This window comes from Kitasatospora sp. NPDC085895, assembly GCF_040702125.1.
Lineage (GTDB): Bacteria > Actinomycetota > Actinomycetes > Streptomycetales > Streptomycetaceae > Kitasatospora > Kitasatospora arboriphila.
This window is the reverse complement of the sequence record NZ_JBFBJY010000024.1, coordinates 84,641-97,302: the sequence shown is the minus strand read 5'-3', so window position 1 is coordinate 97,302 and position 12,662 is coordinate 84,641. Positions and strand designations below refer to the sequence as shown.

The window sequence follows — 12,662 nt, the reverse complement described above, 5'->3', positions numbered from 1 at the left end:
TCTCCGCGGTGCCGGGGGGGGCGGGGTGGCCCCCCCGCCCCCCGGCGGGCCTCGGGGTCACCCCCCCCCCGGGCTTTATAATTGCCGCCCCCCCCCCCCCCCCCGGGCCCGCCCCGCCCCCCGGCCGCCGCCCGGCCGCCGCCGGCCGGACGACGCCCACCGACCACCGCAGGCCGGCACCGGACCGCGGCCGCAGCCTGCTGGGGCCCGCCCTCGAACTCGTCCACACCGGACGGGCACCGACGCGCTCCGCGCTGACCGGTGCCCTCGACGTCACCCGGGCCACCGCGGGCGCCGTCACCGGCGAACTCGAGGCGCTCGGGCTGATCACCGTCGACTCCCGGCCCGCGGGCGGCGGCCGCGGTCGCCCCTCGCACCGCCTCGCCGTCAACCCGGCCGGACCGGTCGTCGTCGCCGCACAGATCCACGCGGACAGCCTGAGCGTCGCACTCGCGGGCCTCGGCGGACGTCTGGAGGACGTCCGCTACCTGCCGCTGCCGGCCGCGACCGACCCGGTGCGGATGCTGCGGGCCGTCGCCGAGGCCGGCGCCGACCTCGCCCGCGCCACCACCCGCCGCTGCCTGGCCGTCGGCCTGGCCCTGCCGAACCCGGTCACCGAACCGGACGGCACCGCCCTCGCCGCCCTGCACTTCGCCTGGCCCAGCGGCACTCCGGTGGCCGACCTGTTCGCCCAGGAGGTGCGGCACGCCGACTTCGGCCCGCGCGCCCGCAGCCCGCTGCCCTCCGCCGTCGCCAACGACGCCAACCTCGCCGCCCTCGCCGAGCACCGCCACGGCGCCGGCCGGGACGCCCGCCACCTGCTGCTCGTCACCTCCGGCCACCGCGGCGTCGGCGGCGCCCTGGTGATCGACGGCCGGCTGCACACCGGCAGCGCCGGACTCGCCCTGGAGGTCGGCCACCTGACGGTCGACCCGCAGGGCCGCCCCTGCGTCTGCGGCAACCGCGGCTGCCTGAACGCCGAGACCGACCCGGAGGCGCTGTTCGTCGCCGCCGGCCGCACCCCCGACCCCGGCGGCCCGATCCTCGACCAGGCCCGCCGGCTCGCCCGCTCGGCCGCCGACGACCCCGCCGCCGCCGACGCCGTCGCCCACGTCGTCGACCGCCTGGGCCTCGGCCTCGCCGGCCTGGTCAACATCCTCAACCCGGACCGGATCGTGCTCAGCGGCCTCCACCTCGACCTGCTCGCCGCCGCCCCCGAACGGCTCGCCGCGGTCGTCGCCGACCGCTGCCTGTGGGGCCGCAGCGGACGCGTCCCGATCGTGCCGGCGGAGGTCGACCACGCCGGCCTCGCCGGAGCCGCCGAACTCGCCTGGCAGCCGTACCTCCAGGACCCGCAGGCGGTGTACGCCGCCCGCGGCTGACGGCCCGCCGGCCGGGGGCGGCGGCCGTGCCGCTCGATGCGGTGCGGCACCCCGCCGTGCGGAACGGCGGTCGTGCCGCGGCGGGCGATGGCACGATGGGAGGGCCGTGCACGGGTGGAACGAAGGGGTGGCGGGCCGATGCCGTACGAACTGGACCACGTGGTGCTGTGGGTGGCCGATCCGGTCCGCTCGGCCGCGTTCTACCGCGACGTGGTGGGGCTGGAGCCGGTCCGGCTGGCCGAGTTCGAGAAGGGCCTCGCGCCGTTCGTCAGCATGCGGGTGACGGAGCGGACGCTCATCGACCTGGTCCCGCTGACGGTCGCTCCGCAGCTGAACGCCGCGCCGGGTGCCGAAGGGAGCGCCGGCAACCGGCTCAACCACGTCTGCCTGGCCACCTCGGAGCAGGAGTTCGAGGCGCTGCGGACCCGGCTGGAGGCCGGCGGGCACCCGGTGACCCCGTACGCGGAGAACTCGTTCGGGGCCCGCGGCACCGCGCCGCGCACCTACTACTTCGCCGACCCGGACGGCAACGTCCTGGAGGCGCGCCACTACGGCTGAGCCGCGCCGCCCGGTCGGGGCCCACCGCCCGGTCGGGGCCCACCGTCCGGCCGGGGTCCCGCGGTGTCGGCGAGCGCCCGGGCCTCGGCGGCGAAGCGGGCGACGAGCGGGTTGCGGTCGCCTCGCCGGTGGACGAGGCCGACGACGGTCCGGGCGCCGTCGGGGGTGATCGGCCGGAAGGACACACCCCGCATCCGAACCCGGCGCACGCCCGCCGGGGCGAGGGACACCCCCAGCCCCGCGCCCACCAACGCGGCGACCGTCTGCCACTCCACCGCCCGCTGGGCGACCCGCGGCTCGAACCCGGCCGCCCGGCACACCCCGACGATCCGGTCGTGCACCGTCGGCCCGCACTCGCGCGGCAGCAGGACGAACGGCTCCTCCGCCAGCCCGGCCACCGGGACGGCCCGCCGGCCCGCCAGCCGGTGCCCGGCCGGGAGGACGGCGACGAACCCCTCCGACCAGAGCGGCTCCACCACCAGGTCCGGGTCCTGCGGGGGCTCGCGCATCAGCCCCACGTCGAGGGCGTGCTCGTGCAGCGCCGCGACCTGCGGAGCCGTCGTCATCTCGCGGATCTCCAGCTCCACACCGGGCCGGTGCTCGCGGAAGGCGCGCAGCAGGTCCGGCAGCACGGTCGGTGCCAGCGAGGCCGCGAACCCGATCCGCAGCCGGCCCGCCCCGCCCGTGGCGACCCGCCGGGCCGCCGCCAGCCCGGACGCGACCTCGTCGAGGGCCCGGCGCGCCGCCGGCAGCAGCTCCTCGCCCGCCGCGGTCAGCGACACCCGCCCCGGCCGGCGCTCGAACAGCGGATGGCCGACCCGCTCCTCCAGCCGCCGTATCTGCTGGCTCAACGGCGGCTGCGCCACACCCAACCGCTCGGCGGCACGGCCGAAGTGCAGTTCCTCGGCCAGCACGGTGAAAGCGTGCAGCTGGTGCAGGGCGAGCTCGGGACGGTCCTCCATATCTCCCGGGATATCACAGCCGGACCCATCAGGTATTGGACGTATCGCGGTGGTCGCGCCTACCGTCCCTGCCATGGGAGAACGCCGGACGATCCTCAGCGGATCGCTCTTCGAGGAACGGATCGGGTACGCCCGGGCGGTGGTGGACGGGGACCGGGTGCACGTCTCCGGCACGACCGGCTTCGACTACGCCGCCATGACCATCGCCGAGGACGTGGTGGCACAGGCCGAACAGTGCCTGCGCAACATCACCGCCGCACTCGCCGAGGCCGGCTGCACCCTCGCCGACGTCGTCCGGGTGCGCTACCTGCTGCCCGACCGCGAGGACTTCGAGCCCTGCTGGCCCGTGCTGCGCCGCGCGTTCGGCGAGGTCCGCCCGGCCGCCACCATGATGGTCTGCGGCCTCGCCGACCCGCGGATGAGGATCGAGATCGAGGTGGACGCACGACGGCCCGCCACCGGCTGACCGGTGACGGGCCGTCGGGAGCAGCCTGCCGGGAGCAGTCCGCCGGGACCGCGGGAGCGCCGCGGCCGCCGTCCACCGCAGCGGCTCACGCCGAGAAGCCGAGGCGGCCGACGGTGCGGCGGCGCAGCAGCCGCAGCAGGGGAGCCGGCCGGCGGGCGGGCGGTTCACCCCCGCCCCGGGCCAGGCTGGCGAGCCGGTCGGCCTCGTGACCGCGCACCGCGACGGGCGCGCCGACACCGAGGTCGCGCTCGCCGGACAGCTCGACGAGGGCGGCAACGAGTACGGAGTAGTCGCTCATTCTGAGTTCCTTTCGGCTGATTACCTCTGACCTCAAGGATGACGGCCCGTCATGACAGCAGGTTTGCAGGCTGGTCTCGCTCTCATGGCGGATCGGGGGCCGGAGGTTACGTCCCGGTGACCCGCCACCGGAGGGGTGGTGCGGGCAGCCTTCGGCCCCGGCCGGCTCCGGTCGGGGGCCGGTCGGCCCGTGGTCGGCCATGGTCGGCCGTCGTGACCGGCCCCGGTCCGTCGGGAATCACCGGACACCCCGGCACGTTCTGCCGGGCATGACGCTTCCACCCGGTACCGAGGTCCTGCGCTACGCCGCCTTCACCGCCGACCCGGCCGGCGGCAACCCGGCCGGAGTGGTGCCCGACGCCACCGGGCTCGACGACGACACGCAGCTCGCCGTCGCCGCCGGGCTCGGCTACTCCGAGACGGCCTTCCTCACCGCCCGGGGCCCGCGGACCTTCGCGGTGCGGTACTTCAGCCCGCTCGCCGAGGTGCCGTTCTGCGGCCACGCCACCATCGCCTCCGCCGTCGCCCTCGCCGAGCGGATCGGCCCCGGCCCGCTGCTCTTCGAGACCAAGGCCGGCCCGGTGCCGGTCGAGGTCGCAGCCGACGCCGAGGGTCGGCCGGTCGCCACCCTGACCAGCGTCGAGCCCGCCGTCGAACCCGTCTCCGACGCGGACGTCGCCGAGGCACTGGCCGCCCTCGACTGGAGCGCCGACGACCTCGACGAGACCCTGCCGCCGCGGATCGCCTACGCCGGTGCCCGCCACCTGGTGCTGGCCGCCGCCACCCGCAAGCGGCTCTCCGAGCTCGCCTACGACTTCGACCGGCTGGCCCGGCTGATGACCCGGCTCGACCTGACCACCCTGCAGCTGGTCCACCGGGTCTCCGACACCGTCTTCCACGTCCGCGACCCCTTCCCGGTCGGCGGCGTCGTCGAGGACCCGGCCACCGGCGCCGCCGCGGCCGCCTTCGGCGCCTACCTGAGCGAGTTGGAGGGCCTCGGGCAGGCCGTCCTCACCCTCCACCAGGGGGAGGACATGGGCCGGCCGGGCGTCCTCCGCGTGGAGCTGCGGGAGGGGGAGCGGCGGGTGCGGGTGAGCGGCGCCGCCGTCCGCATCCCCGACCCGCAGGGCTGACCGGATCCCCGACCGGATACCCGATCGGCAGGGTCGGCCGGGTGCCGGGGGTGCCCTGCCGGGCCGGCGCCACGCGGCGGGGACGGGTGGGCGCGCGTACTCCCGGGGGAGTAGGCGCGCCCACCCCGGCAGGCTGACGCCGCGGTGGCCGGCCGGCGACTAGCCTTCCCGGCATGACCGACGAACCGCCGCCCTGGCAGCCGCCGTGGGTCCGTGCCGCGAAGGCGGGCTGGCCGGTCGCCTCCTCGGTGCTGGTCGCGGTCGCGCAGTTGGCCGGGACGGGCGCGGCCGCCCGCCACCAGGGCGGACGCCTCCCGCTGGACGCCCTCGGCTACCTGCTGCTCCTGCTCGGCCCGGTACTGCTCCTGTTCCGGCAGCGCCGCCCGGTCGCCGTGGTGGTCGGCACCACGGTCGTCACCGTGGCCTACCTGCTGGCCGGCTACCCGTACGGGCCGGTGTTCCTCAGCCTGGTGGTGGCCTTCTGCGCCGCCGTGAAACGCGGCCACCGGCGCGCCGCCTGGGCCTGCGCGGGCGCCTTCTACGCCGCCCACCTGCTGATCTCCTTCGCGGTGCCGCAGGACTGGCTGCGCGGTCCGGCCGCACAGCCCAACGGCTGGCAGGAGCTCGGCATCGCCGCCTGGCTGCTGCTGGTGATGGCCGTCGCCGAGATCCTGCGGTTCCGCGCGGAACGGATGGAGGCCGTCCGGGCCGCCGCCGAGCAGGCCCGGCGGCGCAGGGCCGACGAGGAACGGCTGCGGATGGCCCGCGAACTGCACGACATCCTCGCCCACAGCATCTCGCTGATCCACGTCCAGGCCGGCGTCGCCCTCGAACTCCTCGACACCCGCCCCGAGCAGGCCAGGACGGCCCTCACCACGATCAAGGCCGCCAGCAAGGAGGCGCTCGGCGAGGTCCGGCAGGTGCTGGGCACGCTGCGCGGCCCGGACGCCGCTGCCCCGCGCAGCCCCGCCCCCGGCCTCGACCGGCTGGACGAGCTCGCCGAGCAGGCCCGCCAGGCCGGGCTCGCGGTCTCGGTGCACAGCCGCGGTCGGGCCCGCAGTCTGCCGGCAGGGCTCGACCTGACCGCCTTCCGGATCGTCCAGGAGGCCCTGACCAACGTCATCCGCCACTCGGCGGCCCGCAGTGCCGACGTCCTGCTCGACTGGTCGGGGGAGGGGCTGGCCGTCCGGATCGACGACCCGGGCCCGGCCGGGGCCGGCGAGCCGGGCGGCTCCGGCAGCGGTCTCATCGGCATGCGGGAGCGGGTCGCGGCGGCCGGCGGCACGCTGGAGGCGGAGCCGCGGCCCGACGGCGGATTCCGGGTCCTCGCCCGGTTGCCGATCCGCGGCGGCGGCCCGCAGGACTCGACGGGAGGCGGACCCCGGTGATCAGGGTGCTGCTCGCGGACGACCAGGTGCTCGTCCGGGCGGGCTTCCGTGCACTGCTGGACGCGCAGCCCGACCTCGAGGTGGTCGGCGAGGCCGACGACGGCGAGCAGGCCGTCGCCCTCGCCGCCGAACTACGGCCCGACGTCGTCCTGATGGACATCCGGATGCCCCGGCTGGACGGACTCGCCGCGACCCGCAGGATCGGCGAGGACCCGGCGCTCGACGGCGTCCGGGTGGTCGTCCTCACCACCTTCGAACTCGACGAGTACGTCTTCGAGGCGCTGCGGGCCGGCGCGGCCGGCTTCCTCGTCAAGGACACCGAACCGGCCGAACTGCTGCGCGCCGTCCGGGTGGCCGCCGCGGGCGACGCCCTGCTCTCGCCCGGCGTGACCCGGCGGCTGATCGGCGAGTTCGCCGCCCGCTCCAAGGCGCCGGCGACGGGAGGGCCGACCGCGCTCGCCGCACTCACCGACCGCGAGCGGGAGGTGCTGGCGCTGGTCGGCCTCGGCCTCTCCAACGAGGACATCGCCCGCCGACTGGTGGTCAGCCCGCTCACCGCGAAGACCCACGTCAGCCGGGCCATGGTGAAGCTCGGTGCCCGCGACCGCGCCCAACTGGTCGTCCTCGCCTACGAGTCGGGGCTCGTCCGGCCCGGCTGGCTGGGCTAGCGCCGGACCGTCGGGCCGGTGCACCGGCGCCGGGGGGTGGTACTGGGTTCAGGATCGGTGCTGCACCGGGGTGCAGGTCGGATCGGGATGCCAGGGGGATGGTGGCGGCTGCGGCGGCGGAGAAGACTTCACCGCATGCGAACCCTGATGCGCACCCCGGCGCACACCCTCGTCCCCTTCCTCCTCCTGGCGGCCGCCGCGACCACCGCCCGTACCGCCGGCCCGCCCTGGGTCCGTCACCTCCTCGCGGGCCGCGACGTCGCCCCGCCCGGCCCCGGTACTACGCCGGGAGTACCGCAGGTGCCGCTGGTGGGACGACGCGCGGCAGGGGCCCGCGGCGAGAGGCTCGGTGCAGTCCCCACAACAGGCATGCACCGAGGAGATGGACACCATGGACACCCTGCTCGCCCACGCGGACGGCCACTGGCCCGGCCCGTGGATCCTGCTGATCCCGTTCTTCTGGGCAGCCGTGATCCTCCTCGTCGTGCTGATCCTGCGGCGCACCGTCTGGCGCCGCGGCTACGGCCCCGGCGGCTGGCACCACGGCGGCGGCCCGCTCGCCACGCTCGGCGACCGGTACGCCCGCGGTGAGATCGACGAGGACGAGTACCGCGCCAAGCGCGCCGTGCTCACCGAGCGCACCGACCGGACCGACCGTCCCGGCGGTGCGAAATGACCGTCGTCCAGCTGCACCCCGCCGCCGCGGTCGCCGACGCGGTCAAGGTGTACGGAATCGGCGCCACCCAGGTCCGGGCACTCGACCACGTCACGGTCGAGTTCCCGGCCGGGCGGTTCACCGCGATCATGGGCCCGTCCGGCTCCGGCAAGTCCACGCTGATGCACTGCGCCGCCGGCCTCGACACCCTCACCGCGGGCAGCGCCCACATCGGCGGCACCGAGCTCGGCGCCCTGAACGACCGCCGGCTCACCGAACTCCGCCGCGAGCGCATCGGCTTCGTCTTCCAGGCCTTCAACCTGGTGCCCACGCTCACCGTCCGGGAGAACATCACCCTGCCGCTCGACCTCGCCGGGAAGGAACCCGACGCGGCCTGGGTGGACGCCCTCGTCGACGTGGTCGGACTCGGCGACCGGCTGAACCACCGGCCCGCCGAGCTCTCCGGCGGCCAGCAGCAGCGGGTCGCCGTGGCCCGCGCCCTCGCGGGCCGCCCCCAGGTCGTCTTCGCGGACGAGCCGACGGGCAACCTCGACTCCCGCTCCGGCGCAGAGGTGCTCGGCCTGCTCCGGCAGGCCGTCGACACCATGGGCCAGGCGGTGGTGATGGTCACCCACGACCCGACCGCCGCGGGCTACGCCGACCGGGCCCTGTTCCTGGCGGACGGCCGACTGGTCGACAGCATGGACGCGCCCACCGCCGACCTCGTCCTCGACCGGATGAAGGCCTTCGACACCCCGGCCGGCTCCACCCGCGCCACCGCCCTCACCGCCGCCCACACCACCACTGAGCCGGCCACCACTGAGCCGACCGCCGCGGCCCCGACCGCTGCCACCCCGACCACCAGCGCCCCGACCACCGTCCCGACCGCGGCCACCGGCCCACGGGGGAGTGACCGACGATGAACACCGCCCTGCGGATCGGACTCCGCTCGGCCCGCGCACACCAACGCCGCCTGGTCGGCACCGTCCTCGCCGTCCTGCTCGGCGTCGCGTTCCTGACCGGCACGATGGTGCTGGGCGACACCCTGCGGGCCAACTTCGACACCCTGTTCGCCGACGCCAACGCCGGCACCGGCGCCGTCGTCCGCAGCGCCGACGTCCTGCCCGCGCAGAACGTCCCCGGCGGTGTCCGGGCACCGGTCGACACCGCACTCGCCGACCGGCTGCGCACCGTCCCCGGGGTGAGCGCGGCCGAGCCGTCCGTCCAGGGCGCCGGCCAGCTGGTCGGTCGGAACGGCGAGCCGATCGGCGGCAAGGGCCCGCCGACCCTCGCCGGGAACTGGCTCACCGACGGCACGCTCAACCCCTACCGGCTCGCCGAGGGCCGGGCGCCCGCCGCGCCCGGCGAGGCCGTCATCAACCGCGGCGCGGCCGAGGCCGGCGACCTCCGGATCGGCGACACCACGGTGCTGCGCACCCCCGACCCGGTGCGGATCACCATCGTCGGCATCGCCACCTTCGGTGCCGACGCGGACGGCATGGGCCCCTCCACCTTCACCGGGCTGAGCCTCGCCGACGCCGAGCGCCACCTCACCCCCAAGGGCGAGGGCCAGGCCAGCGCGATCCGGCTCCGTTCCGACACCCTGACGCAGCAGCAGCTCGTGGACCGGGTCAAGCCGTTGCTGCCCACCGGCGTGGAGGCGCTGACCGGGCACGCCGCGACCGCCGAGTCCACCGCCGACGTCTCCGGCCGGTTCCTGACCATGTTCACCACCCTGCTGCTGGTCTTCGCCGGGATCGCGCTGCTCGTCGCCACCTTCACCATCCACAACACCTTCGCCATCGTGGTCGCCCAGCGCACCCGGGAGAACGCGCTGCTCCGCGCGCTCGGCGCGCACCGGCGGCAGGTCCTCGGCTCCACCCTCGCCGAGGCGGCCGTCGTGGCCGTGGTCGCCTCCGCGGCCGGCCTGGTCGGCGGCATCGGGGTGGCGGCCGGGCTCAGCGCGCTCTTCTCCGCGCTCGGCTTCTCGCTGCCGACCGGCGGCATGGTCGTCGCGACCGCCTCCGTGGTGCTGCCGCTGGCCGTCGGCGTCCTGGTCACCCTGGGCTCGGCCCTTCTGCCCGCCGTCCGGGCCGGTCGCACCGCCCCGCTCGCCGCACTGCGCGAGAGTGCGGTGGACGACGCGGCGACCGGGCGCACCGGCCGGGTCCGGGCCGCCCTCGGCGCGGCACTGCTGGCCGGCGGGGCGGTGCTCACGGTGCGCGGTGCGACCGACGGGCCCTCGGTGGTGCTGACCACCGCGGGCGCGGTCACGGCGCTGGCCGGCACCGTGGTGCTCGGCCCGGTCGCCGCGGCGCTCGCCGTCCGGGTGCTCGGCGCCCCGCTGCCGCGGCTGCGCGGCGTCAGCGGGGCACTGGCCCGCCGCAACGCCGCCCGCAACCCGTCCCGGACGGCGGCCACCGCCACCGCGCTGATGGTGGGTGTCGCCGTGGTGACCCTGTTCACCGTGTTCGCCGCGTCGATCAGGGCCACCCTGGACGACACCGTCGACCGCTCGTTCGCCGGCGACCTCGCCGTCACCGCACCCGCGTTCGGCGCGGGCGGCAGCGGGGTCAGCCCGAAGCTCGCCGAGGCCGTCCGGCAGTTGCCGCAGGTCGAGCAGGCCGTGGGTCTCGGCCGCGGGGTCGCCCGGATCGACGGGCACGGCCGCGAACTGGACGTCACCGACCCGGCCCGGCTGCCCGGCGTGGTCGACCTCGGACGGGTCGACGGCAGTCTCACCGCCCTCGGCACCGACGGCCTCGCCGTCTCCCGCAGCGAGGCGGCCGCCCGCGGCTGGCACATCGGTTCCACGGTCTCCGTCGCCTTCACCGACGGCGCGGAGTCGTTCACCGTCCGGGCGCTGTACGAAGGCGGCGGCGTGGCGGGCGACTACCTGATGACCCGTGAGGCCTGGGCCCCGCACCGTGTCCAGGACAGCGACAGCATGGTGGCGGTCGCGCTGCGGCCGGGCGTCTCCCCCGCCGAGGGCAAGGCCGCCGTTCAGCACGTCGCGGACGGCTACGGCAATCCGCAGGTGCAGGACCGCGACGAGTACGCGGCGAGCGCTGCCGGCGGTGTGGACACCATGCTCTCCGTGGTCTACGCCCTGCTCGCGCTGGCGGTGCTGATCGCCCTTCTCGGCATCGCCAACACCCTGACGCTGGCCGTGCACGAGCGCACCCGCGAACTCGGCCTGCTGCGGGCGGTCGGACAGACCAGGGGGCAGCTGCGGTCGATGGTCCGCTGGGAGTCGGTGCTCGTCGCGGCCTTCGGCACGGTCGGCGGCCTGGGGCTCGGCGCCTTCCTCGGGTGGGCGCTGGTCCGGGCCTCCGACAGCGCCGGCACCGGGTCCTTCGCCCTGCCGACCGCGCGGCTCGCGGTGGTGCTGCTGGCCGGTCTGGTCGCCGGTGCGGTAGCGGGCCTCCGCCCGGCCGGCCGCGCGGCCGGGCTGGACGTCCTGCGGGCGATCGCCGCGGAGTGAGCGCTGCCCTGCCGGGTGTCCGGGCCGCCCGCCCGGGCACCCGGCGGGCGACGTTCGGCGGGTGTTCGGCGGGCCGTCCGCCCAGCTCGGCGGCCCGCTGCGGGGCTGCGCGGGGGCTGCGCGGCGCGGCGCCCGGTCTCACCGCTCTACTGCCCGATAAGGGTTCGCTGGAGATGCCGTAACAGTCACTTATTGTAGTCGCCTGTTACGCTTGGTGGAGGTGACGTCGTCAGGACAACGTCAGGACAAGGAGGCTCGCGATGGCGCTGCACACCGTGGACGTGGATCGCTCCGACCCGGAGTACCGGGCCTGGCTGAAGGAGGCGGTGCGGAAGGTCCAGGCGGACGCCAACCGGTCCGCCGACACGCACCTGCTGCGCTTCCCGCTCCCGGAGGAGTGGGGCATCGACCTCTACCTGAAGGACGAGTCCACCCACCCGACCGGCAGCCTCAAGCACCGGCTGGCCCGCTCGCTCTTCCTCTACGGCCTCTGCAACGGCTGGATCAGACCCGGCAAGCCGGTCATCGAGGCGTCCAGCGGTTCGACCGCCGTCTCGGAGGCGTACTTCGCCAAGCTGATCGGCGTGCCCTTCATCGCCGTGATGTCCCGCACGACCAGCCGGGCCAAGATCGAGCTGATCGAGTTCCACGGCGGCCGATGTCACCTCGTCGACGACCCCTGCGAGGTCTACGACGTGTCCGCGCGGCTCGCCGAGGAGACCGGCGGCCACTACATGGACCAGTTCACCTACGCGGAGCGCGCCACCGACTGGCGCGGCAACAACAACATCGCCGAGTCCGTGTTCGCCCAGCTGGAGCTGGAGCCGCACCCCGAGCCGGCCTGGATCGTCGCCACCGCCGGCACCGGCGGCACCTCCGCGACCATCGCCCGCTACGTGCACTACATGCAGTTCGACACCCGGATCTGCGTGGCCGACCCGGAGAACTCCTGCTTCTTCGACGGCTGGGTCAACGGCGACCCCGACGCCACCTGCCCCAGCGGCTCCCGGATCGAGGGCATCGGCCGTCCCCGGATGGAGCCCAGCTTCGTCCCGGGCGCCCTCGACCGGATGATGAAGGTGCCCGACGCCGCCTCCATAGCGGCCGTCCGCATCCTGGAGGGCGCGCTCGGCAAGAAGGCCGGCGCCTCCACCGGCACCGGACTGTGGGGTGCCCTGCGGATCGTCGCCGAGATGCGTGCGGCCGGGCAGGCCGGCAGCGTCGTGACCCTCATCTGCGACCCGGGCGACCGCTACCTCGACAAGTACTACTCCGACGCCTGGCTCGCCGAGCAGGGCATCGACATCGACCCGTACGTCGCCGAGCTCGAGGAGTTCCTCGCCGGGACGTCCATCGGCCTGGGCTGAGCCCCTGCCGCGGGGCGGCGTCCGCCGCCCCGCCCGGTCGGCCCGTCCGGTCGGCCCGTCCGGTCGACCCACCATGACGACCCACCATGACGGCCCGGGGAGTGCGCCACGTACTCCCCGGGCCGACGTGTGCGGTGACCCTCGCACCGCAGCCGCGCCGCGGCCACTCCCACACCGGGCCGAAGCGCCCACCGGCCGGACGCCAGTCACGGGCCCGCCGGGCGGCAGAATCGTAAACCAGGGCGAGAGTTTCGGCCAGTCCCTGCGGATGGATTGGCGGGCGATGACGGGGCTTCCACCCG

The 12,662-nt window shown here is 75.8% G+C and carries 11 protein-coding genes and 1 pseudogene; 10 read left to right on the top strand and 2 right to left on the bottom strand.

The genetic code is table 11. From position 1 onward, the window contains the following. The first annotated feature begins 197 nt into the window (after positions 1-197). Entirely contained in the window at positions 198-1,382 is a 1,185-nt protein-coding gene (locus AB0442_RS17850; RefSeq protein ID WP_366163845.1) for an ROK family protein, read from the top strand. Between the two features lie 138 nt (positions 1,383-1,520). Continuing rightward, on the top strand, positions 1,521-1,940 hold the full coding sequence (locus AB0442_RS17845; RefSeq protein WP_344625080.1) for a VOC family protein: 420 nt from the start codon (positions 1,521-1,523) through the stop codon (positions 1,938-1,940). On the opposite strand, the gene AB0442_RS17840 is transcribed toward AB0442_RS17845, so the two are convergent. Continuing rightward, on the bottom strand, positions 1,931-2,902 hold the full coding sequence (locus tag AB0442_RS17840; protein ID WP_366163836.1) for a LysR family transcriptional regulator: 972 nt from the start codon (positions 2,900-2,902) through the stop codon (positions 1,931-1,933). The genes AB0442_RS17845 and AB0442_RS17840 overlap by 10 nt on opposite strands. A 73-nt stretch (positions 2,903-2,975) precedes the next feature. Here AB0442_RS17840 and AB0442_RS17835 point away from each other — a divergent pair, with 73 nt between their 5' ends. Beyond that, complete coding sequence (locus AB0442_RS17835) at positions 2,976-3,368, top strand: RidA family protein (RefSeq protein WP_366163834.1); 393 nt, start codon at positions 2,976-2,978, stop codon at positions 3,366-3,368. Positions 3,369-3,453: 85 nt separating this feature from the next. Here AB0442_RS17835 and AB0442_RS17830 read toward each other — a convergent pair whose 3' ends face one another. Further along, positions 3,454-3,666: a hypothetical protein gene (locus AB0442_RS17830; protein WP_366163832.1), complete on the bottom strand. Its 213-nt coding sequence runs from the start codon at positions 3,664-3,666 to the stop codon at positions 3,454-3,456. A gap of 268 nt (positions 3,667-3,934) precedes the next feature. On the opposite strand from AB0442_RS17830, the gene AB0442_RS17825 reads away from it, so the two are divergent. The 7 genes and pseudogenes from AB0442_RS17825 to AB0442_RS17795 all read left to right on the top strand — a co-directional run bounded on the left by AB0442_RS17825 (position 3,935) and on the right by AB0442_RS17795 (position 12,360). Next, positions 3,935-4,798 carry a PhzF family phenazine biosynthesis isomerase gene (locus AB0442_RS17825; RefSeq protein ID WP_366163830.1) on the top strand — a complete coding sequence of 288 codons (864 nt, stop codon included), beginning with the start codon at positions 3,935-3,937 and terminating at the stop codon, positions 4,796-4,798. A 173-nt stretch (positions 4,799-4,971) separates the two neighbouring features. Beyond that, positions 4,972-6,186: a sensor histidine kinase gene (locus tag AB0442_RS17820; RefSeq protein WP_366163828.1), complete on the top strand. Its 1,215-nt coding sequence runs from the start codon at positions 4,972-4,974 to the stop codon at positions 6,184-6,186. Continuing rightward, positions 6,183-6,854 (top strand): response regulator transcription factor, encoded by a 672-nt coding sequence (locus tag AB0442_RS17815; RefSeq protein WP_363542964.1) that lies wholly within the window; start codon positions 6,183-6,185, stop codon positions 6,852-6,854. The genes AB0442_RS17820 and AB0442_RS17815 overlap by 4 nt, the downstream gene beginning before the upstream one ends. Before the next feature lie 391 nt (positions 6,855-7,245). Continuing rightward, positions 7,246-7,530 carry an SHOCT domain-containing protein gene (locus AB0442_RS17810; RefSeq protein ID WP_366163843.1) on the top strand — a complete coding sequence of 95 codons (285 nt, stop codon included), beginning with the start codon at positions 7,246-7,248 and terminating at the stop codon, positions 7,528-7,530. Beyond that, positions 7,527-8,270, top strand: a pseudogene (locus AB0442_RS17805) (ABC transporter ATP-binding protein); the annotation flags it as partial. The gene AB0442_RS17810 and the pseudogene AB0442_RS17805, both read left to right, overlap by 4 nt. A 158-nt stretch (positions 8,271-8,428) precedes the next feature. Further along, positions 8,429-10,993: an FtsX-like permease family protein gene (locus AB0442_RS17800; RefSeq protein ID WP_366163826.1), complete on the top strand. Its 2,565-nt coding sequence runs from the start codon at positions 8,429-8,431 to the stop codon at positions 10,991-10,993. Between the two features lie 260 nt (positions 10,994-11,253). Then, positions 11,254-12,360 carry a PLP-dependent cysteine synthase family protein gene (locus AB0442_RS17795; protein ID WP_366163825.1) on the top strand — a complete coding sequence of 369 codons (1,107 nt, stop codon included), beginning with the start codon at positions 11,254-11,256 and terminating at the stop codon, positions 12,358-12,360. Positions 12,361-12,662: the final 302 nt, after the last annotated feature.